Here is a 21709-nt window from a genome sequence, read left to right on the forward strand (position 1 = left end):
CTCAATTTGTTATTATTTTCAAAGTTCAATGAGTCATAAAATATGGCTTTATATTATTAAAAATCAAAGGATATATTATGTCTAATACAGCAATTGGTACAGTGAAATGGTTTAATGAAACTAAAGGTTTTGGTTTTATTCAACAAGATGCAGGTCCAGATGTTTTTGCACATTTTAAAGAAATCAGTAGTTCAGGTTTTAAAACCTTATATGAAGGTCAACGTGTTAGTTTTAATATAGCTCAAGGACAAAAAGGTCCTTCTGCTATTAATATTGTTGTTCAATAATATAATTAGAAAAAAAGCACCTTAGGTGCTTTTTTTTGTTTTTTAAGTATATTAATTTCTAGATAATTTATAAATTAATTAAAATATTAATAATTATGATGTTAAACAAGGGTATCACATTCAGATACACTTGCATTGTATCTATATAAAGGTAAAAGGACTATGTTAACTAAGTGCTAGATAATCATCTACACAACATTAAATAGGAGAGACTCTAATGTCTCAACAAAACCAAGTTAAAAACGATCAAGACAAATCAAAAGAGCAACAACAGCAACAGCAAGACGGTAAAGAGTTTGAGCCTAAAAGTCCTGATCAGAATGCTGTAGAAAAAGTTGATCAAATTGATAAAATTGAGAAAAAATAATAATATAATAAATTTGTTTTTTCTTAAATGATGGGTTGGTAGAAAGAATAATGATTCTTTTTGCCAATTTATAAAATTAAGAGGAATGTTTTTAATATGTCTTTTATTATAATAATTTTAATTTTGTTTGTTTTTGCTTATATTTTATTTAAGGTTTTTTCTACAGTTAAACTGGAGCTCCCCGAAAGTACTCTAAAAATAGCTGGAAAAATATTTACAGAGAATAAGAACTTTTTCGAACATGAAATAATTGTAACTTTATACCAAGAAGAATTGATAACTTTAGTCGGCAATCAAAATAGTGATAGAACTAATGTCTTTAAAAATGCTGTAATATGCCTTGAAAAAGAAACAAATAAAATTGCAGTGTATATAGATACTTTAAGAGTTGGATATCTTAATAAAATAAATTCTTCCAGTTTTGTTAATTTTTTAAAAACAAAAGGTTTTAGTGAGCGAGATGCTTTTGAAGTTGATGCCGTTATAATGAGTGAAAAAATAAACCAATGGAGTGTGAAATTAGACATACCATACGATATGGAAAAGTTTAGGTTTGATAAATATTAAATTTACGATAACTATTTAATTGATATTTCTATAAGATATATTTTGGTACATTTTTTTTAGTATTGAAAATAAAAAGAGATCATAATAATTATATTGATAATAAAAAGGAGAAAAGATATGGAACTTAGAGCTGTAAAAATGCATAAAATGTTTAGAGATTTTCATGAAGAAAAGGAACTTGGCTATGTAGGGGAATATGATGAAAAACATAACCTTATAGCGATATATGATATTTTTAAAGAAAAGATGCAGAAAATAGAAGGAACTTATCAATGGGTTTTACCCTCATCGGGTGAGGTGTTTTTTGTTGAGGAAGATCCGCTATATAGTCGTTAATGGATTTTGCCTCCTACTTTAAGCAGATAAAAGCCTCTTTATAAATCCCAATTTAACAATAATTTGCTGATTATTTATCCTTACTTTTTAATGATCTATTTTAAAACAAATGTCATTTCGTGTGCTTGACTGTAAGAGGGTTGGACACTATCCTTTGCCTGCTGGCCTACATCGCCAGTCGGTTTTGACGGACCGTATCATAGAAGCATTAAAGGTTTTATATCTTTAGTGTCTAGCCCCTCGTGCCCCCTCTACGGTGGAACGGGAGGGGGACACCTTCGGGTGTGCTGGCTCTATGACCAGTCCGTCAACCCTCTTTCGTTCTGCCACCATAATTTTAATGTTTCGGCAGAACTCCCAATAAAAAGGAGTTGGCTTTGCACATCCATTATTTCTTGGCTCTCAATGCCAAAAGCTATAACAACACAGCTTAAAAATTTAAAGTAGCTTGATCACCCTAAGGTTCTCAGGCTTTAAGTCATTGCGGCTCAAAAAACTTATTTGAACAACAAAACTTGAGATGTGCCAAGCACAGTCTTTATAGGCTTTGCTGTGCCTTTTTTTCTCCCAAAAAAGTATCTCATTTAGAAACAACAATAATTTTTTATAACGGTAAAACAATGCCAAAGTTAGTTCTCCCTACACGTGCCATTCAAGTCATTAATAGGTCGATTGATTTATTTCACCATCATGGCTTTCATACGGTTGGAATCGACAGAATCGTAAAAGAGTCAAAGATTCCAAAAGCGACTTTTTATAATTACTTTCACTCGAAAGAACGATTTGTTGAAATCTGTTTGACTGTGCAGAAAGAACGTTTAAAAGAAAAAGTGGTTTCAATTGTTGAGTACGACCACAGCAAAAGTGCCACCGATAAACTTAAGAAACTTTATTTCTTACATACCGATTTAGAGGGACTGTACTATTTATTATTTAAAGCCATTTTTGAGATAAAACTGACTTATTCAAAAGCCTATCAAGTCGCAATTAAATACCGTACATGGCTAATCAATGAAATCTATAGTCAGCTTAGAGTATTCAAAACGGATGCGACTTTTCAGGACGCAAAACTATTTTTATATATGATTGAAGGCGCAATTATTCAGTTTTTAAGTGCGGGGCAGGCAGATGAGAGAGAAAGCTACTGGAATATGATTTGTAATTGCTTATTTTGATGCAGTGTTCAACCCCACAATTATGAGTACTGTAGAGCAAGATAAAAGTATTATTCAAGAGTTGTGAGGCAATAAAATATATGAACTGAATTGTGATAGTTTTATGATGTTATTACATGATTAGCCTCATAAGCTTCAAGTTATAAGATTGGTAATGTGTAATGCATATTGAAAATATTATTCGAAAACTAGATTTAGTAACTTTAAAGATATTTCAGACGGTCTGTGATGAAAAATCTCTGAGTAAGGCCGCTGAAAAAAATATGATTGCGCTGTCTGCTGCAAGTAAGCGTTTGACTGATTTGGAGCATTTGATTGGAACCAAATTGTTTATTCGTGATGGTAAGGGCATGCAAATTACACCTGCTGGTGAAAGCCTGCTTTACCATTGCAGAACCATTTTAGATTCGGTTTATAAAGCTTCGGTTGAATTAGAAGAATACAAAATAGGTATTAAAGGTTTTGTACGATTACAGGCAAATTTATCAACAATCATTCAGTTTTTACCCGAAAGTCTGCATCCTTTTATTGTTGAAAATCCTCAAATTAAGATTGAGCTTGAAGAACGTCCAAGTATAGAAATTATCCAAAATGTAAGTAATAAAATTGCCGACTTAGGCATCTGCATTGCTGAGAATTTGTCAGAAGATCTGGATTATTATCATTATCGTAGCGATCGGCTGGTTGCGGTCATACAAAACCAGCAATATTTAAGTAACCAGAAAATCATTTCCTTTGAAGATGCATTAGATTATGACTTTATTGGTCTGCATACTCAAAGTGCGATTAATCGGATTTTGCAGCAAAAGTCTGAAGCGCTAGGAAAGCAGCTCAAACTCAGAATATTGGTAACAAGTTTTGATGCTGTTTGCCGTATGGTACAGGCTGGTATGGGGATTGGAATTTTGCCTCATAAGGTTTTTGAAATCTTTGGTAAACCTTTGGGACTGGCAAGTGTAGAGTTAACCGATGATTGGGCAAAAAGAGACTTATATCTTGTGTCCAAGCATGATGAGTTTTTAAATCCAGTAACTTTGCTTTTAAAACAATATTTTATGCATCCACATAAAGAAATTAAATCTGAATGACTTTCATGGGTTTCGCAAAACACGAAGGCTTGTTGATCTTTTAAGAATTGTATTACTACTCATTGCGCCATAAATTTAATTCTATCGGAAGTAGATATAATATGGATTGTTATGAGCCTAGCCCTTGAGAAAATAAAAGTCCTAGAAATAGGAACGCTAATTGCAGCTCCTTTTGCAACACGCATTCTTGCCGAGTTCGGTGCTGAAGTCATAAAAATTGAGCCTATTGGCAAAGGCGATCCACTTCGTAAATGGCGTAAGTTACATCACGGAACATCTTTGTGGTGGTATTTACAGTCACGTAATAAGAAATCTTTAGCGCTTAATCTCAAGTCACCGGAAGCAATTGCTTTAATCAAAAAGATGATTGTCGATACCGACATTCTGGTCGAAAACATGCGTCCCGGTGCACTTGAAAAATTAGGTCTAGATTGGGAAACCTTAAAATCAATTAATCCTAAACTGACTTTTGTTCGCATATCTGGTTATGGGCAATCTGGCCCTTATAAAGACAAACCGGGCTTTGGTGCAATTGGTGAGGCAATGGGTGGAATTCGTTATACCACGGGTTCCCAAGATTCTGCGCCTGCACGAGTTGGGGTGAGTTTGGGTGACTCACTTGCCTCATTACATGCGGTGATTGGCGCTTTAATGTCGATTGTAAATATCAAAACAAATAACGGCAACGGACAGATTGTTGATGTCTCTCTTGCAGAGAGTGTCTTCAATATTATGGAAAGTGTTGTCCCAGAATACGACTTGCATGGCTTTATTCGTGAGCGTTCTGGAGGTTCGTTACCGGGCATTGCACCTTCAAATACCTATCGAACCAAGGACAACGCTTTTGTGGTAATTGCTGGAAACAGTGATCCAATTTTTAAGCGCTTGATGCATGTGATTGGTCGTGAAGATTTGGCAAATCGACCTGAGTTTGAACACAACGATGGGCGTGCGCAACAAAGTGATTTGCTAGATGCCGCAATTGAATCATGGAGCCGACAGCATTCAATTGATGAAGTCTTGCAGCAGCTCGAACAGGCTGAGGTTCCATCAGGGCGAATTTATTCTGTAGCCGATATGGTCAATGATCCGCACTTTAATGCACGTGATATGTTGCTTTCAACCGAGTTACCTGATGGTCAGGTGGTAAAAATGCCGGGTATTGTTCCGAAGCTCTCCGAAACACCGGGACAGGTCAAATGGCGTGGTCCTGAGCTGGGTGAGCATACCGAATCTGTTTTAAAACAATATGGTTATCAAGCTGAAGATATTGAAAGCCTGCGTGTATCGGGAGTAGTGCAATGACAGCATTTACCGACTTACTTGTCGTACAAGAAGTCTCTCCAAGAGATGGTTTGCAAATTGAGCCGACTTGGGTGCCCACGACAAAGAAAATTGATTTAATTAATCAGTTGTCGACAATGGGTTTCTCTCGAATTGAAGCAGGGTCTTTTGTCTCTCCAAAAGCGATTCCGAATCTGAGAGATGGTGGTGAGGTTTTTACTGGAATTACACGCCATAAAGATATTATTTATGTTGGGTTAATTCCAAATTTAAAAGGCGCGCTTCGGGCAATTGAAGCCAATGCAAATGAGTTGAATCTTGTGCTCTCTGCTAGCCAAACCCATAACCTTGCCAATATGCGTATGACAAAAGCTCAATCGTTTGCAGGATTTACCGAAATTGTGGAGCAACTACAGGGTAAAACACAGTTTAACGGAACTGTTGCAACAACTTTTGGCTGTCCATTTGAAGGCAAGATTAGTGAAAGGGAAGTGTTTAGCTTAGTTGAACATTATTTAGAGCTGGGTATTCATAATATTACACTGGCAGATACCACTGGCATGGCGAACCCAGTGCAAGTGAAAAGAATTGTCTCTCACGTTTTATCGTTAATTTCGTCTGAGCAACTGACCTTACACTTTCATAATACACGTGGCTTGGGGCTAACTAATGTTCTTGCAGCTTATGAAGCAGGAGCAAGACGGTTTGATGCTGCATTGGGAGGTTTAGGTGGGTGCCCATTTGCACCAGGTGCTTCAGGAAATATCTGTACTGAAGATTTGGTCAATATGTGCGAAGAAATGGGAATACCGACCACTATTGATTTAGATGCTCTCATTCAACTTTCGAGAACGCTACCCGCACTTTTAGGGCATGACACACCAAGCCAGCTTGCCAAGGCGGGTCGAAATATAGACTTACATCCGATACCGGATTATATCAAATCACTTAATTAAGATACGTCATTCAAGTTAGTTCGAGATAAGACGATATTCGTATCGTCATCGGTCAACTCGTCTTTAAAAACTTGAGAAGACGTGTTTTGAGGCTCATTTTCAGGAGAAAATAAATGAGTTTAAAGCAAAGCATGGAATTATCGGCTGATGCAATTGCCGAAAAGCAATTAATAAAAAAAGTAGCATGGAAAATCATGCCATTAATTATGGTGTGTTACTTATTTGCCTTTTTTGATCGTATTAATATTAGTTTTGCCAAGTTTCAGTTACAAGCTGATTTATCTCTAAGTAATACAGCCTATGGCCTTGGTGCCAGTTTGTTTGTAATTGGGTATGTCATATTTGAAGTACCTAGTAATTTATTGCTACATAAATTTGGTGCGAGAAAATGGATTGCACGCATCATGGTTTCTTGGGGTGTTGCAACAGCCTTAATGGTGTTTGTAACTACTGAATGGCAATTTTATGTATTACGTTTCTTGATTGGTGCAATGGAGGCTGGCTTTGCTCCGGGTGTACTGTATTATATGACCCTTTGGTTTCCTCAAACCTATCGTGGTCGAATTATTTCCTTATTCTTCCTTGCTTCTGCTTTTTCAGGCATCTTTGGAGGACCAATTTCAGGCGTGTTGTTGTCATCACTTGATGGTGTAATGAACATGCGTGGGTGGCACTGGTTATTTCTATTGGGAGGTATTCCGTGTGTTCTGTTGGGTCTTTGCGTTTTAACTTACTTAAAAGATCGTATTGATGATGCGCAGTGGTTATCATCCTCAGAAAAAGCTCATTTGAAACGCTTGGTTGAACCTAAACAACCAGAAAAAGCTTCTCACTCATTATGGGCTGCCATTAAAACGCCGGGATTATTAATTTTAGGTGTTATCTATTTTCTGATTCAGATTGCATCTTATGGTCTAAACTTCTGGGGACCACAATTAATAAAAAGCTCAGGTATTGATGATACTCAAGTGATTGGTTTTCTTAGTGCCATTCCATATCTCATGGGAGCAATTACGATGGTAATTGTTGGGCGTTTAGCGGACAAATCTGGGGAGCGTTTAAAATTTACTGCTGGTTTACTCTCTTTAGGTGCTATCGGTTTCTTCACCGCCGGTTTCTTTGATGCAAACCCAGTTGTAGTCGTCATTTCGCTTGCGTTATTAGGGGCGGGTATTGTTGCTGCAATTCCTTCTTTTTGGAATTTACCACCTAAAGTCTTGGTCGGAGCTGGGGCGGGGGCTGCTGGTGGTACAGCACTCATTAATACATTAGGGCAAATGGGCGGGATTGTTAGTCCTATTATGGTTGGCCATATTAAAGACATAACAGGTAGTACAACGCCCGCTCTATATATTATTGCAAGCTTATGTGTTGTGTGTATTGCACTATTGATATGGGCTACGCCAAAACGATTACAAGAGAAAGGTTAAATGATTCACTCATGCTCAAAGCCACTTTGTTGGCTGTAGCATGAGTGTAGTTAATATGAAAGTGATCTAGAAGCTTACTTAATTCGATACCACGTTTGGTTTCGGCTAATTATTCAGTTTTTAGATTCGAAGAACATTATTTTAGAGTTGTGTATTCCTATAAAACCAATGTACACAAGCATCTGCCAAAATTTGTGTGGTATCAAAGCTCACATCTAAAATTGGAGACTGGATTGCATGTAACCCAATTGGAATTTCTGTACAAGCTAAAATAATCGAACCAGCACCTTGATCTATGAGTCTTTGGCTTAACTCTTGAAAAACGATACCCGCTTTTGCCGATTGATTGCGTTTTACAGCATAAACAGCGGGCATAAATTCCTGTTCAATTTCTTGATCCGAATTAATGACAAAAGGAATGCCATGCTTGCTTAACTCAAGTTGATACAACTGAGTAGAAAGGGCGCCTTTGGTTGCTAATATTCCGACTTTATCACCAGATTGATATTTCTTTAAAATCTGTTGTACCGTAATTTCAACCATATTTAAGATTTCAATAGGGGTGTTTTGCTGTAAGTCAGAATGCCAGAAGTGTGCGGTATTACATGGAATGGCGATTTTAGAGACACCGCTACGCTCTAAAATTTTTAGTCCATGTAACATGGCATTTAAAGGACTTTCACCTAGGTTTTTAAGTGCAAGTTGTCGGTCAGGAATACCGCCGTGATTCCAAGCGATTGTTGGAATATGTTCCTGATCTTTAGTAGCAGGGCTTGCATCGAGCAGACGCTGTTGAAAATCAACAGCAGCGCCCGGTCCCATACCACCCAAAATTCCAAGGGTGGGGAGTTCTGAAAATTCTGTCATCTTACAAACGGTATGCATCTTTGTTAGAGAAGGTTTTACGATAACCGAATAAGCCTACGGCACCGCCTGTATGAAGGAAGATCACTTTGTCATCTTTAGTGAAATGACCCTGACGGATGAGGTCGACTAAACCCGCAAAACCTTTACCTGAGTAAACAGGGTCAAGCAAAATACCTTCAGTTCGAGCCAGCAATTTAACAGCTTCAACCATGCTATCAGTTGGAATACCATAGCCATCACCGACATAGTCACTATTTGCAATCACTTTTTCACGGGCAATAAGATCTGCGCTTAAACCAAGATGTTCTAATGTTGCACGAGTAAGTTTATAAACATTTTCTTCTTGTTTAGATTTTTCAGCACGAACGCTAATACCGAGTACTGGTAAGTTTGAGTGAGTTGCCGCAATACCCGCTAAAAGGCCAGCTTGAGTACCCGTGCTACCTGTTGCATGTACAAGATGAGTCGGAGCCAGTTGAATTTGGTTAAGTTGGTTAATTAATTCAATTGCTGTTGATACATAACCTAAAGCACCAATAGCGTTTGAACCACCACCCGGAATAATGTACGGACGTTCACCTTGTAGTTCTAATTCTTTTGCTTTGGCTTCTAAAGCAGCCACCATGTCGGTGCCACCCGGAACTACCTCAATTGATGTTGCACCTAAAATCTCGTCGAGCAATAAGTTTCCATTGTTGTAATATTCATCTGTACCATCACTAACGCGCTGTTCGAGTAAAACAGATGCCTTTAAACCAAATTTATTTGCTGCTGCAATCGTTTGGCGAACATGGTTAGATTGAGTTGCACCTTGAGTCAGTACATGGGTTGCACCTTTTGTAAGTGCATCACCAATTAAAAATTCTAATTTGCGAGTTTTATTGCCACCTGTAGCCAGCCCTGTAGCATCGTCTCGTTTGATGTAAATCTGGGGACCATTTAACGCTTTAGTTAAGTTAGGTAAAAACTCTAGAGGAGTAGGCGCATGAACCAGTTGAACGCGCGGTAAATGACTTAATAACATAATAATGTCCTAAAATTTAATGTATGTAATCAATCATGCGGCTTACTTCTTTGCGCATAATTTCTAAAATATGTTTTTTGGTTTCAATAAATTCTTGCTGTGGCGTAATATTTTCAATGCTACGCGCACGAGGTAAATTCACTTGAATATCTTTGGCAATACGCCCGGGATGGCCTGCCATTAAAATAATGCGATCTGCTAAAAGTAGAGATTCATCAATATCGTGAGTAACAAATAAAACGGTAGTTTTATTGTCTTGCCAAAGCTGAGTCAGTGTTTCCTGCATTAAAATACGTGTTTGAGCATCTAAAGCCCCAAAAGGCTCATCCATTAATAAAATCTTTGGCTTCATGACCCACGCACGGGCAAGGGCAACACGTTGCTTCATACCGCCTGAGATTTGCCAGATTCGATGATTTTCAAACTTCTTTAAACCCGTTTTTTCTAAGTAATATTCAGTTTGCTCAGCAATATATTTAGCTTCAGCTTTTGATTGCTTAAGTGGAAATTGAATATTTTCTTTTACTGTGAGCCAAGGAAATAATTGAGCTTGTTGAAATACAACAGCTCGGTCAATGCCCGGTGCTGAGACGGTTTGACCATCTACATAAATCTCACCTAAAGTTGGTTTTTCAAAACCAGCAAGCAAGTTCAAAATAGTTGATTTACCACAGCCAGAAGGCCCAAGTAAGCAAACAAACTGACCTTCAGGAATTTTAAGATTAATATCTTCTAAGACCGTATTTTCCGTCTTGTTTTGTTTAAATATTTTCTGAACATTATTTAGCTCAATAAATGGTTGAGTCATTATGCTTTTCCTGTCCAAGGGGCCCATTTTTGCTGTGCTTTCACAATGAGCCAATCTAAAATAAAGCCAATTGTTCCAAGTAAAATAATCCCGACAATCACCACATCTGTACGTAAATAAGAACCCGCATTAATAATCATCCAGCCTAAACCAGAAGTCGCTGCAACCATTTCCGCTGCAATTAATGATGTCCAACCAATACCAATAGATAAACGAATGGTGGTGAAAATTTCAGGAAGCGAAGAGGGTAAAATGACGCGGAATAAGATTGCTGTTTTTCCTAAGCCCATCGTTTGTGCTGCTTGAATCAAACCATATGGAACGTTTTGGCTTGCTGCGGTTGCACCCACAATGACACTCAGTAAAGTCGCAATAAAAATAAGGAAAAATTTAGATTCCTCACCAATTCCTAGCCAAACAACAACCAATGGAATGAGGGCAATTTTGGGAATAGGACGTAAGAATTGTACAAATGGATCTAAAATGGCATTAAGTACAGGACTACGGCCCATTAATAATCCCAAAGGCACACCAATAACGATTGCAACGAAGAAAGCAAAGAAGGCGCGCGCCGTGCTGACTAAAATGTGTTGATAAAAAGGAGCATCTCGGTAACCGTTTTTAAATAAATCTAAAACTGTATCTAAAATCTGTAGAGGAGAGGGCAACAAAATGGGTGAGACAAGTTTAAATGTACACACAAGTTGCCAAATAATCACAAAAGTGATTAGCGATAATGTACTAATCACTTTTACTTTAAACGGGTTCAACTGAATCATTTGATAACCTTATTTTGTCGCTTCAATAAGGTATTTACTGTCGATATTAGGCGCATAACTCTTTGGAACATCAGATTGTTTCAACTCGCCAATACTGACTAAAAATTTAGCGATATCTTGAGTTGCTTTAGCCAAGCCAGAGTTTTCATCGTTTGATGTTGCACCTAAATATTTTTCAGAGGCTTGATCTTTTAGTTGAATATATTCGATACCAGCAAGTGTGGTTTCGACTTGGTCATATGGAAGACTTAAGTATTTAGAGATTTTTTCAGAAGCAGCTTTAGGATCACTTTTATATTCATCAACTTGATCTTGGTAAGCTTTCAGGAATTTAATTACAAGATCAGGGTGTTTTTCTGCAAACTCTTTACGGACAGCGAAGTTGTTATAAACCAAAATGCCTTTTTCATTTAACGTCGTTGTACGATAAATTTCTTTACCGCCTTCTTTCTCTAGCTGTTGAGTAAATGGTCCCCAAACATAGGCCGCATCAATATCACCACGTGTCCATGCAGATACAATTTCAGCAGGCTTAAGTGGGATTAATTTGATTTTTGATTTATCAATTTTATTTAATGCAAGCGCTTGTTCTAAAGCATATTGCGCGGTGGAGTTGGCAGGGAAGGCAACTTTTTTACCAACCAGACCTTGCAGATTTTTAATATCAGGGCGAACAATTAAACGTTCTGCACCAGAAATTAGACCTTCCAAACCAATGATTTCAATTGGTAATCCGCGAGTAATACCTGCAACAGCTGGGCTTGAGCCAAAACGAGCAATATCAATTTCATTTGCGGCAAAGTAATTAATTACATCAGCACCCGAAGCAAATTCAACCCACTTAATTTTTGTACCTAAAGCTTTTTCAAAATCTCCATCAGCCTTACCAAGAACCCAAACTCGTGGACCACCACCCCAAGCAAAACGTACTTCTTTAGGCAGTTCAGCGGCAGCCGCAGTTTGAGAAGCTTCTGCCTTAGTTTCATTATTTTGCTGAGAATTATTTCCACAACCGGTTAAAAGTGCAAAGCTGAGAACCCCTACTGATAAGACAGCGTTTTTTAAGTGAAAACGTGTTGCAAACAACATTATATTTCCAGTAATTTTCGAAATTTATTCGATCTTAGTGAAAATTTATGATTAATAAAAATATGAAAAAGTGGAATGGATATATGCAAAGATGAGTTTATATTTATCATTAAAAAAGAATTATTTATCACTTAAAATTGATAGTTATATTTTGAGTTGAAATTGGTGTCTGAAAAAAATAAGAGCTCTTAAAAATTATTTATTTATAGGTTTAGTGCATGATTAAAATTATTAATTAACTTAAGAATATTCAAAAAATACATGGCTTTTGAGGTAAATGATCACTTCAAAAAACCATGCAATTTATAAGTAGGGCTTTTAACGATTTAGGAGCTTATTTAATTCGATACCACGTTTGGTTTCGGCCAATTGCAGAAATACCAATGTAGCCACGCGCGGTAAGTTTTTCACCATCTGGTGATACGGTTACACTAAATTTATAAGTTTTATCTGACTGTGGGTCGAGGATAGATCCCTTGTCATATTTATTTTGACCAACACTTTTTAAATTTTTGACAATGGTTAGGCCAATCAAAGATTTGTTTTTGTAAGTACCTTCACACATCGTACATTTGTTAGCTTCATTTGGAACAAGTATTTTTTCGATGTTCGCAGACAGATTGCCATTTTTATCCTCGCTGAATCTTACCAGTGCTCTTGGTTGATTGGTTGCATCATCAATTGTTTTCCAAACACTACCATGTAATTTGTCCGAAGCAAATGAATGAATTGAATAAAAGCTAAGTAAAAGTAAGAGTAAATATTTTTTCATATCAAGCATTTCTCAAATTAAAAATGGATGGTTTTAAAGGTCCGAATTATTCATTTTAAATTTAACTTCACAGTTTTCTTGGTATTGAATCTTTAAGCTAAACAATATGTGAAGTTATAATCTATTTGCATGAATATTATTTTGATCAATTTATTTATGCAATTGCGAGAATGGACAGAATGATTAAATAAGGTTTTAAAAGCTGATAATAAATTATTAATAATTTTTAGAATGAGAGATAGATTAAGTAAATATATAGTTTGATAAGGAATGATGGTACTTATGCTGAAGAGGACTAAAAACATCAACTAATTTTTAAATTAGTTAGATTTCGTGTAGTACGTCACAAAATATAAAAATAACATTCAAATCATGCGTTTAGTATTTATTGACAGTGTGCAATATTAAGTTTTATAACTAAAAGATCCTGAAGCTGTTTCTTTAACCAGAACAGAAAAAACACAATATAAAGATGAATAGACATTAGAACAAAAAGTTAAGGAGAAGAAATGAAAGTCCTTAAATACACTTTATTTTCTCTGATGAGTATGCTGACAATAAATAGTGCAGATGCTGGAAATGCATCTACATCATTAAGAGTCAGTTTAACGATTATTGAAACGTGTGAAGTTTCTACACAAGGAAATTTAGATTTTGGTTCAGTCGTTCGTTCTCAGCCAGTTGCTGCTGCAAGAACGGATGTATCTGTGCAATGTAGTCAAAATACACCGTATCAATTGGCGGTAACTTCAGACAATAACTTTGAACTTAAATCTGCTGCTAGCCCAGCATCTGTTGCATATGTACTTTATCAAGATGCTGGTCATACTCAAATTTGGGGAGGCCAGGGAAGTAAAATATATTCAGGAGTTGCCACAGGGATGAAAGAAAATATTCCTATTCATGGGGCAATTACATCAAGTACCAATGTTCAGGCGACCAAGTATGAAGATTGGGTACGGGTAAACGTTATATATTAATAAAAGAATAATAAATAAAGCGCTTCTGCTGTAAAGCTGAAAGGCCAATATTTTAATCACCCTGATTTGATATCAAATTCTTGCATAGCTCAACAAGGTGCAATGAGTAGAACCTTCTTGAGCTACATAAATGATTTTATTTATTGCTCAACCATTGAATTGAGGCATCAAACAGTTTTAATCCATCGTCAGATAGATTGGTAAATGTGTCGTTGTTAAGAAAAAACATGAGTCTTTTTGCTGGCGCTAAAGATTCATAGTCCATGGTTGCACCTTTCTCATAACCCCAGATTGCCACTTTTTCAGGTTGCCCATACACAGTCGCGATAATGGTGGCACCTAAACCGGGTTTGCCCCAACTCATAGGTGCTTGGGCTTTATACACATTGTGAGTTCCCGCAGAAAGATGTGCAGAGAGTGGATGTGGCGCGTTGACCAACCACAAATAACGTTCTTTCTCGACTTCGCCAAAATCGCTATTAATTCGTTTACCTGTCATAGCCAAATCATCAAGATAATCGTTTTCCCACGTCATCAGTGGAATGGCGAGTTGGCGCCAACCCGATTGAAGATTTTTAGACGCGACTGTAGAAGAAATAATGACTAAATCTGTGTTCTTTAAATTATTCGGTGAAACAGATTGATCTAATACCTCAACTTGATAGCCTTTGCTCTGCAAGTATTTTTGAATAGCGACATCTGTACTGGCCGATGCACCTTTAACCTGTGAGATCAGGGCAATTCGTGTTTGGGCGTAAACAGAAGAGCTAAACAGTGTGCCAATCAACACTACCGTAGAAAGAAGCTTTTTCATATTGATCTCGAAAGAGCAGCGCTTTAAACACTGCTCTGATCCTGTGTTTTAAAATTTAAAGGTTGCGCGTAATACAGCTTGGCGAGAGTCACCTTGAGATACGGCCAAATTATTGACGCTAGCTGTGTAGTAGGTGGTGTCAAAGATATTATTTAAATTAAATTGGAAAGTGACCGCTTGTTTAGCAATGGTGGTGTCATAACCCACAAAGGCATTCGCTAGTGTGTAGTCAGGTAGGTCAAAGGTATTTTCCGAATCACCAGCACGTTTTCCTACATAATTACCACTCAAGCCTAAACGTAAGTTACCGTTGTAGAGCTGCCCATAATTATAGGCCAATGCCAGAGAAGCTGTATTACGTGCCACATTGTTTAGGCGGTTACCTTCTAGACCACTTTCATCTTCAGTCACTTTAGCATCTGTATAGGCATAGGTGAGGGTCGCATCAAGCTGATCTGTTAGACGGCCTGTCAGGTCGAGTTCAGCACCTTTAGAGCGAACAGCACCCGTTGTATGCAGTTCAACTTCATTAGTAGATGAGTTGGTAATTTTGGCTAAAACATTACGTTTTTTAATATCGTAGATTGCAAAATTGGCTTTAATACGGTCATTTAACTCATATTTTGCACCAACTTCATAAGACTTAGCTTGTTCAGGTTGAACATCTGCATTAATAACAGCGTCGCCGCCTAAAGGAGCAATTGAAGAAGATGGCTTAAGTGACTCGGTATAACTACCATAGAATGAAAGTTGGTCATTCCATTGATAGACTAAACCTGCGTGTGGGAGCCAAGCATCATCGTTGGTGTTGGTATTTTCCTTAAATGGTCTGCCACGTCCAGCAGTTTGCTCATAGTTAAGGTAACGACCACCAAGTACAGCAATCCATTTTTCATTTAAATGAATGGCATCTTGAACATAAAAACCATAGGTATGTAGTTTATCAGTTTGGTCGCTATCTGATGCGACAACATTTTGAGATGGTTCAACAGTTCCAAAACTTGGATTTAAATAATCTAAGGTTGAGGTATCACCACGAACCATATCTGGACGGAAATATTTGCGATATTCGATGTCTGAACCGAACTGAATATCATGCTTTAAACCAAATAAGTTGGTTGAACCATTGATATACGCTTGGGCGTTACTGTCTATACTTTCTGCATTTAAAGTCGCATCGGTACGGCGTGTAACCGTATGATTGGCTGTATCTAACTTGGTTACACGTAACTGATTGGCATCATAGGTTTCGTAGTTGTAGGTATAACCAAAGTGAGCCGACCAATTATCATTAATTTGGTGATCTACCAACAGTTGAGCTAAATGATCTTCACCTTTCATTTGGTTAAAAGCTTCATCTAGACGTTGATATTTAGAGATGGGTAGGGCTTTGTTTGTTTTTGGATCAAAAACGATAGAGCGATCAAAAGGTACATCAAAGTGGCGGTATTGATAGCTCAGGTTCACTTTAGTTTGACCATTATCCCACGCTAAAGATGGAGCAATTAGTGACTGTTTGAGGTTACCAAAATTACGCCAATAGTCTGCATCTGAGTGATCGGCAATAAAGCGATAGGAAAAGTTACTATCACTAATCGCGCCCGTGGTATCGATGCTTGCGCCTAAACCATTTTTGCCCGCAGCAAAGCTTGAACCATATATTGAAAGTTCAGTTTTCTGAGTAGCCTCAGGTTTCTTTGTAATGACATTAACCACACCGCCCGGGTCCATAATGCCATAGAGTAACGAAGACGGGCCTTTTAAAACTTCAACTTGTTCAACAGCCGCATTCATGGTTCGGCCTTGCACAATCGGCATACCATTTACGGTAATTGAACCGTCACGGTTATCACCAAAACCACGCTTCATTACTGTATCTTGCGTACCGCCTAAAGTATTACCCTGCGTAATGCCGCTGACTTGGGTCAGTGCATTGTCCAGATTTGCAGGTAAATAGTCTTTCATATATTGCTTAGAAACGACATTTACGGTTTGTGGGCTTTCTAGATTTTTTTGATTGCCTCGTAAGGTCGATGCCGTTTGATTTTCGATATAGCTTGAGTTCGCTTCCGCCTGAACTTTAATAGTCTCTAGCTGCGCTGGTGGGATCGCAGTTGTTTCTGCCCAAGACATAATAGGGATGAGGGATAAAAGCAAGGGGCTACTATGTTTTAAAATTTCAACAGTAATTAAATTTTTACGCGGGGAGAAAGAAAACATACGTATACCTAAGTGATATAAACATCGTGAAAGGCTAAAAAAGAGCGACTATTCAAGCGAGCAAGAGAGCCGACTAGACTCAAAAAAAGTGTGTAAAGTATATATAAATGAGAATCATTTGCAATGTTTTTAAAGAGGAATAAAAGAGAAGAAAAATTAATAACAATTTAACTTTTTAATAAGATTCTCTTTTATTTTTGGCCACTCTTCATCAATGATACTAAATCTGACAGAATTCCTTTTTCTTCCATCAGGCATAATTCTCTCATTTCTTACAACACCTTCCTTCTGGGCACCGAGTCTTAAAATCGCATTCTGTGATTTTTCATTGAGCACATCTGTTGTAAGCTGAACTCTGACGCAATTTAATTCCTCAAAGGCATATTTAAGAAGCAAATATTTTGCTTCCGTATTTGCGTATGTTCGCTGCCAAGATTTCGAATACCAAGTACTTCCAATTTCTAACTTTAAATTTTTTCTATCTATTTTCCAAAATCTCGTAGATCCAATGATCTTTCCTGTAGCGATATCTTCAACAACAAAAGGAAGAACTGTACCTGCTTGATAACCTTCTAGCGCAAGGTGAATATAGTCATCTATTGTTTCTGCTGAAGGGACTACAGTGAAAGGAAGGTTCCATAGTTCTCCGTCTGATGCAGCGGCGACTAAATCTCTTGAATCTTCAATCTTTAAAAGGCGTAACCGAATACGATCACTTGAAAGTATGATGTTTGGGGTCATAACAGAGGTCCTGTCTGAAAGTTATCAAAAAAGAGTTTTACCCAAATCTTATTTAAATCGACTTTGGATCGTATTTAAAGTCAAATTACCATAAGTACTAAAGGAGTATTTTTTTATTAATAACAATGTGATAAATATTATATAGATACATAAATTATAATTTGTGCCTCAGAGAAATAAATGAATAGTCTTTTATATGTTTACGCATTATGTACGGTTTTATTATTTGTAAAAATGTTCGGAATATCTGCATATCAAGGATATTACAGAATTAAAAATAAGGCTTTTAAGAATATAGAAGACGCGGGCTTTTTAAGAGTGCCAGCACATACTGCCGAGTTACCACAAGTGGCTAGAGCACAACAGGCTTGGTTGAATGATTTAGAAAATATTCCAATTTTCTGGGTGTTGGGTGCTTTATGTATTTTCTTAAATACAGACTATATCATCACGAAGTGGTTATTTATTATTTTTACATTTTTTAGAGTCACTCATACTTTGACATATCTAACTTCTATGCAGCCATGGCGCACAATTTCATATAGCGTAGGAGTGCTTTGTTTATTTATTATGGCTAGTCAGATCGTATATAGGGTTATTTCAGCCTGAAAAGGATGCATGTGGCTGGTGAAGGAAAAAGCTAGTGAATATGTGTGGGAAGCCACCAAAACATTTAACAAATCAATAGCAACCGATACTCGCCATCTTTTTCAACAGGGGCTCGATGAACACAAGGCAAAACCTTTTGAGTGGGATGATCTACTGCTAAACGCCAAATATGGCCCGTGCCTAAATTTACAGGTTGGGCAGCGGGTTTAGGTTGATAATGCAAATCAAAGAAATACTCTGCCAAGAAAGCTTCAAATTCAGCTTCTGGGCCATCATGTAATTCTTTGAGCTTTTCTCTAATTTCTGGAATTAAAACTTTTTGTTCAACCTGATCATTGGAAACAATATCACTGGCAGCGCCGTGATAGGTACATAAGAAAGTATCAGTTTCAATTGGAGAGCGATCCACATGAAATGAATATACATCTGTTGAAATGAAATCTAGCTCTTCATCGCGTTCATAATGTTTAAGTAAGTTAAGTACTGGCGATGCGCCGAAATCAGTTAACTGCTCGATATCTTCTAAAATAGTTTTTCTTGCCAGATTGCCTTTTTCAGAAAGTTGTAGCGCTAAAAGGTCTTCAACAGAAACCTCTGTAATATTTTCTTTTAAATGAAGTTTATTCACAATCTCTTTAAAGTCGCCAACCAAATTTCTGTGCCAGCAAATCGCATTTGTCTCTCCTTGGAACTTTGTATTTACAAGTTCAGGGAAACTAGACACTTGTCTAATTTGTTTGCTGTCAGAAAACGCATTCTTCATAGGAGAGTTAAATAAAATAATAGAGCATGTCTAATATTATAGCCTGAGCTTAGCCAAAGTATTCCATTCCAATTGATTAAGTTAGTTTAGTCTTACTTCAGAAGAACATTATTTTCCTCTGAAGTAAGGTCTTTAAATGACGAGTAATTTATTTACCAGTCATATTTAACACCCACTCGGAAATTGATCGGAGCGCCGTAATAGCTATTTGTGGTGCCTAAATGGTATTTTTCATTAAATAAGTTATTAACATTAAAGTTGAGCATAAGATTATTGTTGACCTTATAACGTGCTATTAAGTCGACTAAAGCGTAACTTTCTTGAGTGAATCGACCTGTTGCAGAGACTGCATTTTTTTCATAAATTTCGCTTTGCCAACGAACACCGCCACCAATGGTGAGGGCTTCATCAAGATAAGGCAGGGTATAGGTGGTAAACAGCTTGGCTGTGTTATTTGGCACACCGGTATTTAATCGGTTGTCTTGACTATCTTTTGATAAGTTACGGCTAAAGCTTGTGGAAACTTGCCATAAATCAGTCAACTTACCTGTCGCTTCAATTTCAAAGCCGCGGCTTTTTGTGCCAGATTCTGTCCGATAGGCTTGAGAACCATCTGGGGCAAATACATCTGCTAATGCAATCGCTGTATTGTCCTCTTTAGTTTGATAAATAGCAGCACCAACATTTAACTGATTATCAAAAAACTCACCCTTAATACCCAGCTCGGTACTATTACCTATTAATGGGTCTATGTATTCGCCTGTAACGGCTTTCTTATCTTGTGGTGAAAAAATATTGGTGTAGCTTGCATACGCAGTCCAGTTGTCAGTGAAATCATAGGTAATGCCCACATATGGAATTACCTTGCCACTTTCTTCTTGTGTTGTGTAGGTAGTCGTATTCTTAGCATCTGAATGATCGCCCGTTACGCGTTCCCAGTCTTCAATTCGAGTGCCTAAAATGACTGCAAGATTGTCGGTGGCTTTAAGGCGAACAGCACCAAAAATAGATTGGCTACGATCATCTCCACTGTACCAACCATCTATTTTGGTTTCAGGGCGGTTAGGTGTACTGCCATCCCAACCAAAAATATTTTTTAGAGTGCCGTCCCATGTCATTTTATCGTCAACTGTGTTATTCCAGCCTGAATAGGTAGGACGTTTATTTTTACTTTTTGTGTAAGTCGTGCCTAACACCACGTCATGAGTTTGATTAAACAAATCAAATGAACCGTTTAAGGTTAAATTGAACAAGTCTTGAGTAGGGCGATAATCCCAACGGGTTGCATATAACATCGCCCCGCTACCAGTAGCTTTATCGATCCCTTTACTTGAGTAGGTATAGCCTACAATTTCATCTGAATCGGTGATGGTTCTAGATACTACACCTTTTAATTTCCAGCGGTCATTAAACTGGTGCTCAATGTCGGCAAAGTAAGATGTCGTTGAGCGATCTGAACCCGTCCAACTTGCTGCCGCTGAATCTGAACGGGACCAATTAATGAGTGTGCCATCTGTATAAAAGCTTGGTAAACCACCTCTAGCCACACCAGTCAAATCAATTTGTTGGTAACTTGCACCTAAACTTGCTTTGGTTTGGTCTGTTAAATCAGCTTCTACGACTGCATAAGCAACTTTACGTTCTTCATTGTAGCGGTCGATATAAGAGTCTGACTTTTGGTAGGCAAAAAGGGTACGGCCACGAATACTTCCAGACTCATTAAGGGGTGTAGAAACATCAATATCGGTACGGTAGGAATCCCATGAACCAATGTCAGCACTCACCGAAGCCTTAAAGTCTTGTAATGGTTTTTTTCGGACCAGATTAATACTTGCGCTTGCACTGCCAGCACCTGTCATTAAGCCATTTGCACCGCGCACGACTTCGACTCGGTCAAATAAAGCCATGTCCTGACTTTGGAAAATACTTGCATATGAACTCATGAGCTTCACGCCATCGAGTAAATAACTATCTACTTCTTTGCCGCGAGCGTAAATAGGTGAATTATCACTACCAATATTCCCACCTTGTTTAATAGAGAGTCCTGCTGCTTGACTGACAACATCAGTTAATTGGGTGAGGTTCTGATCTTTCATTTGTTGGTTGGTGATTACACTGACCAGCTGAGGTGTTTCTCGCAAACTTAAAGCTAAGCCATTAGAAGCGGTGGTGGCCTTCGCCGTATATAAACCTGAACCTTCGGTTGTTAAATTTTCACCATGATCAGCATTAACATGAATTGTTGCTAAATGCGCCGTACCTGTTTCACTGCCTGCCGTATCAAATTCATTATTGTTATTTGCTTTTGTTTTAATGGCTTCTAACTGAAAAACTTTGGGTTCAATTGGAGCGGGTGGAGCCTTCGCTCGGATGCTGTAACCACCATTGTTTACTTTAACGGCTTCAAATGGATGGTTTTGTAATAACAGACTTAAAGCATCTTCAACAGCGTAATTGCCTTGAAGCGCTTTGCTTTTTGTTTTTGAAAAACTGGCATTATCGTAGCTAATGGTTGTGCCTGTTTGAATAGCCAGTTGTTTAATGGCCTGATCAAGCGTGCTCTGGCGAATTGAAATACTATAAGTTTGCGCAGCGTAAATAGAAGTTGAGGTAAGCGCCGTGACCACCAATGGCGTACTCCATAGCACTGCACGTATAGCCAAAGCCAATTTACTTTTTGCTTGATAATCCTTCATGTGGTCTTCTCGACAGGGAGTGTATTTCTCTATAAGTCGAACCAGATCAAAAAAAGG

Annotated in this window: 22 protein-coding genes; 11 read left to right on the top strand and 11 right to left on the bottom strand. The window is 37.7% G+C overall.

The window, feature by feature from the left end; genetic code table 11:
* Positions 1–77: 77 nt before the first annotated feature.
* The 9 genes from I7H67_RS05175 to I7H67_RS05215 all read left to right on the top strand — a co-directional run bounded on the left by I7H67_RS05175 (position 78) and on the right by I7H67_RS05215 (position 7490).
* Entirely contained in the window at positions 78–287 is a 210-nt protein-coding gene (locus tag I7H67_RS05175; RefSeq protein WP_013198382.1) for a cold-shock protein, read from the top strand.
* Between the two features lie 217 nt (positions 288–504).
* Entirely contained in the window at positions 505–654 is a 150-nt protein-coding gene (locus I7H67_RS05180) for a hypothetical protein (protein WP_198307269.1), read from the top strand.
* 96 nt (positions 655–750) lie between these two features.
* The gene (locus tag I7H67_RS05185) at positions 751–1221 is read left to right on the top strand and encodes a hypothetical protein (RefSeq protein ID WP_140947396.1); all 471 of its coding nucleotides are present in this window, start codon (positions 751–753) and stop codon (positions 1219–1221) included.
* A 147-nt stretch (positions 1222–1368) separates the two neighbouring features.
* A complete protein-coding gene (locus I7H67_RS05190) occupies positions 1369–1557 on the top strand; it encodes a hypothetical protein (RefSeq protein ID WP_081309099.1) in 189 nt (62 codons plus the stop codon).
* A 620-nt stretch (positions 1558–2177) separates the two neighbouring features.
* Positions 2178–2732, top strand: coding sequence for a TetR/AcrR family transcriptional regulator (locus I7H67_RS05195; protein WP_198307270.1), 555 nt, complete (start codon positions 2178–2180; stop codon positions 2730–2732).
* A 161-nt stretch (positions 2733–2893) separates the two neighbouring features.
* Positions 2894–3820, top strand: coding sequence for a LysR family transcriptional regulator (locus I7H67_RS05200; protein WP_198307271.1), 927 nt, complete (start codon positions 2894–2896; stop codon positions 3818–3820).
* Positions 3821–3931: 111 nt separating this feature from the next.
* The gene (locus tag I7H67_RS05205) at positions 3932–5125 is read left to right on the top strand and encodes a CaiB/BaiF CoA transferase family protein (RefSeq protein ID WP_013198374.1); all 1194 of its coding nucleotides are present in this window, start codon (positions 3932–3934) and stop codon (positions 5123–5125) included.
* Positions 5122–6060, top strand: coding sequence for a hydroxymethylglutaryl-CoA lyase (locus I7H67_RS05210; RefSeq protein WP_198307272.1), 939 nt, complete (start codon positions 5122–5124; stop codon positions 6058–6060). The genes I7H67_RS05205 and I7H67_RS05210 overlap by 4 nt, the downstream gene beginning before the upstream one ends.
* Before the next feature lie 113 nt (positions 6061–6173).
* Complete coding sequence (locus I7H67_RS05215) at positions 6174–7490, top strand: MFS transporter (protein WP_198307273.1); 1317 nt, start codon at positions 6174–6176, stop codon at positions 7488–7490.
* A gap of 141 nt (positions 7491–7631) precedes the next feature.
* Here the strand turns inward: I7H67_RS05215 and I7H67_RS05220 are convergent, their stop codons facing one another.
* The 6 genes from I7H67_RS05220 to I7H67_RS05245 all read right to left on the bottom strand — a co-directional run bounded on the left by I7H67_RS05220 (position 7632) and on the right by I7H67_RS05245 (position 12829).
* A complete protein-coding gene (locus tag I7H67_RS05220) occupies positions 7632–8357 on the bottom strand; it encodes an aspartate/glutamate racemase family protein (protein ID WP_198307274.1) in 726 nt (241 codons plus the stop codon).
* Position 8358: 1 nt separating this feature from the next.
* On the bottom strand, positions 8359–9381 hold the full coding sequence (locus I7H67_RS05225) for a D-cysteine desulfhydrase (RefSeq protein ID WP_198307275.1): 1023 nt from the start codon (positions 9379–9381) through the stop codon (positions 8359–8361).
* Positions 9382–9397: 16 nt separating this feature from the next.
* A complete protein-coding gene (locus I7H67_RS05230; protein WP_198307276.1) occupies positions 9398–10189 on the bottom strand; it encodes an ABC transporter ATP-binding protein in 792 nt (263 codons plus the stop codon).
* Complete coding sequence (locus tag I7H67_RS05235) at positions 10189–10968, bottom strand: ABC transporter permease (protein ID WP_013198368.1); 780 nt, start codon at positions 10966–10968, stop codon at positions 10189–10191. Before I7H67_RS05235 ends, I7H67_RS05230 begins: the two co-directional genes overlap by 1 nt.
* Before the next feature lie 9 nt (positions 10969–10977).
* Positions 10978–12057 carry an ABC transporter substrate-binding protein gene (locus I7H67_RS05240; protein WP_198307277.1) on the bottom strand — a complete coding sequence of 360 codons (1080 nt, stop codon included), beginning with the start codon at positions 12055–12057 and terminating at the stop codon, positions 10978–10980.
* 334 nt (positions 12058–12391) lie between these two features.
* The gene (locus tag I7H67_RS05245) at positions 12392–12829 is read right to left on the bottom strand and encodes a DUF2147 domain-containing protein (RefSeq protein ID WP_049837319.1); all 438 of its coding nucleotides are present in this window, start codon (positions 12827–12829) and stop codon (positions 12392–12394) included.
* A gap of 509 nt (positions 12830–13338) precedes the next feature.
* Between I7H67_RS05245 and I7H67_RS05250 the strand changes: the two genes are divergently transcribed.
* Positions 13339–13809, top strand: coding sequence for a spore coat U domain-containing protein (locus tag I7H67_RS05250; protein ID WP_151823205.1), 471 nt, complete (start codon positions 13339–13341; stop codon positions 13807–13809).
* A 136-nt stretch (positions 13810–13945) separates the two neighbouring features.
* On the opposite strand, the gene I7H67_RS05255 is transcribed toward I7H67_RS05250, so the two are convergent.
* The 3 genes from I7H67_RS05255 to I7H67_RS05265 all read right to left on the bottom strand — a co-directional run bounded on the left by I7H67_RS05255 (position 13946) and on the right by I7H67_RS05265 (position 17584).
* The gene (locus tag I7H67_RS05255; RefSeq protein WP_198307278.1) at positions 13946–14623 is read right to left on the bottom strand and encodes a hypothetical protein; all 678 of its coding nucleotides are present in this window, start codon (positions 14621–14623) and stop codon (positions 13946–13948) included.
* A gap of 48 nt (positions 14624–14671) precedes the next feature.
* Positions 14672–16843 (bottom strand): TonB-dependent siderophore receptor, encoded by a 2172-nt coding sequence (locus tag I7H67_RS05260; RefSeq protein ID WP_198307279.1) that lies wholly within the window; start codon positions 16841–16843, stop codon positions 14672–14674.
* Positions 16844–16999: 156 nt separating this feature from the next.
* The gene (locus I7H67_RS05265; protein ID WP_198307280.1) at positions 17000–17584 is read right to left on the bottom strand and encodes a GNAT family N-acetyltransferase; all 585 of its coding nucleotides are present in this window, start codon (positions 17582–17584) and stop codon (positions 17000–17002) included.
* A 180-nt stretch (positions 17585–17764) separates the two neighbouring features.
* Here I7H67_RS05265 and I7H67_RS05270 point away from each other — a divergent pair, with 180 nt between their 5' ends.
* Entirely contained in the window at positions 17765–18193 is a 429-nt protein-coding gene (locus I7H67_RS05270) for an MAPEG family protein (protein WP_198307281.1), read from the top strand.
* Between the two features lie 64 nt (positions 18194–18257).
* Here the strand turns inward: I7H67_RS05270 and I7H67_RS05275 are convergent, their stop codons facing one another.
* A complete protein-coding gene (locus I7H67_RS05275) occupies positions 18258–18956 on the bottom strand; it encodes a DUF1826 domain-containing protein (RefSeq protein WP_198307282.1) in 699 nt (232 codons plus the stop codon).
* A 152-nt stretch (positions 18957–19108) separates the two neighbouring features.
* Complete coding sequence (locus I7H67_RS19640) at positions 19109–21652, bottom strand: TonB-dependent siderophore receptor (RefSeq protein ID WP_227602530.1); 2544 nt, start codon at positions 21650–21652, stop codon at positions 19109–19111.
* Between the last annotated feature and the right edge of the window lie 57 nt (positions 21653–21709).

It is taken from the genome of Acinetobacter sp. ACIN00229 (assembly GCF_016106645.1).
Taxonomy (GTDB): domain Bacteria; phylum Pseudomonadota; class Gammaproteobacteria; order Pseudomonadales; family Moraxellaceae; genus Acinetobacter; species Acinetobacter oleivorans.

Excerpts from the sequence above, each read along its gene's own strand:
- I7H67_RS05180 (WP_198307269.1), top strand. The coding sequence starts at position 505 with ATGTCTCAACAAAACCAAGTTAAAAACGATCAAGACAAATCAAAAGAG.
- I7H67_RS05200 (WP_198307271.1), top strand. The coding sequence starts at position 2,894 with ATGCATATTGAAAATATTATTCGAAAACTAGATTTAGTAACTTTAAAG.
- I7H67_RS05270 (WP_198307281.1), top strand. The coding sequence starts at position 17,765 with ATGAATAGTCTTTTATATGTTTACGCATTATGTACGGTTTTATTATTT.
- I7H67_RS05265 (WP_198307280.1), bottom strand. The coding sequence starts at position 17,584 with ATGACCCCAAACATCATACTTTCAAGTGATCGTATTCGGTTACGCCTT.
- I7H67_RS05275 (WP_198307282.1), bottom strand. The coding sequence starts at position 18,956 with ATGAAGAATGCGTTTTCTGACAGCAAACAAATTAGACAAGTGTCTAGT.
- I7H67_RS05240 (WP_198307277.1), bottom strand. The coding sequence starts at position 12,057 with ATGTTGTTTGCAACACGTTTTCACTTAAAAAACGCTGTCTTATCAGTA.
- I7H67_RS05225 (WP_198307275.1), bottom strand. The coding sequence starts at position 9,381 with ATGTTATTAAGTCATTTACCGCGCGTTCAACTGGTTCATGCGCCTACT.
- I7H67_RS05220 (WP_198307274.1), bottom strand. The coding sequence starts at position 8,357 with ATGACAGAATTTTCAGAACTCCCCACCCTTGGAATTTTGGGTGGTATG.
- I7H67_RS05235 (WP_013198368.1), bottom strand. The coding sequence starts at position 10,968 with ATGATTCAGTTGAACCCGTTTAAAGTAAAAGTGATTAGTACATTATCG.
- I7H67_RS05205 (WP_013198374.1), top strand. The coding sequence starts at position 3,932 with ATGAGCCTAGCCCTTGAGAAAATAAAAGTCCTAGAAATAGGAACGCTA.
- I7H67_RS05195 (WP_198307270.1), top strand. The coding sequence starts at position 2,178 with ATGCCAAAGTTAGTTCTCCCTACACGTGCCATTCAAGTCATTAATAGG.
- I7H67_RS05185 (WP_140947396.1), top strand. The coding sequence starts at position 751 with ATGTCTTTTATTATAATAATTTTAATTTTGTTTGTTTTTGCTTATATT.
- I7H67_RS05190 (WP_081309099.1), top strand. The coding sequence starts at position 1,369 with ATGTTTAGAGATTTTCATGAAGAAAAGGAACTTGGCTATGTAGGGGAA.
- I7H67_RS19640 (WP_227602530.1), bottom strand. The coding sequence starts at position 21,652 with ATGAAGGATTATCAAGCAAAAAGTAAATTGGCTTTGGCTATACGTGCA.
- I7H67_RS05250 (WP_151823205.1), top strand. The coding sequence starts at position 13,339 with ATGAAAGTCCTTAAATACACTTTATTTTCTCTGATGAGTATGCTGACA.
- I7H67_RS05245 (WP_049837319.1), bottom strand. The coding sequence starts at position 12,829 with ATGAAAAAATATTTACTCTTACTTTTACTTAGCTTTTATTCAATTCAT.
- I7H67_RS05215 (WP_198307273.1), top strand. The coding sequence starts at position 6,174 with ATGAGTTTAAAGCAAAGCATGGAATTATCGGCTGATGCAATTGCCGAA.
- I7H67_RS05175 (WP_013198382.1), top strand. The coding sequence starts at position 78 with ATGTCTAATACAGCAATTGGTACAGTGAAATGGTTTAATGAAACTAAA.
- I7H67_RS05260 (WP_198307279.1), bottom strand. The coding sequence starts at position 16,843 with ATGTTTTCTTTCTCCCCGCGTAAAAATTTAATTACTGTTGAAATTTTA.
- I7H67_RS05255 (WP_198307278.1), bottom strand. The coding sequence starts at position 14,623 with ATGAAAAAGCTTCTTTCTACGGTAGTGTTGATTGGCACACTGTTTAGC.
- I7H67_RS05210 (WP_198307272.1), top strand. The coding sequence starts at position 5,122 with ATGACAGCATTTACCGACTTACTTGTCGTACAAGAAGTCTCTCCAAGA.
- I7H67_RS05230 (WP_198307276.1), bottom strand. The coding sequence starts at position 10,189 with ATGACTCAACCATTTATTGAGCTAAATAATGTTCAGAAAATATTTAAA.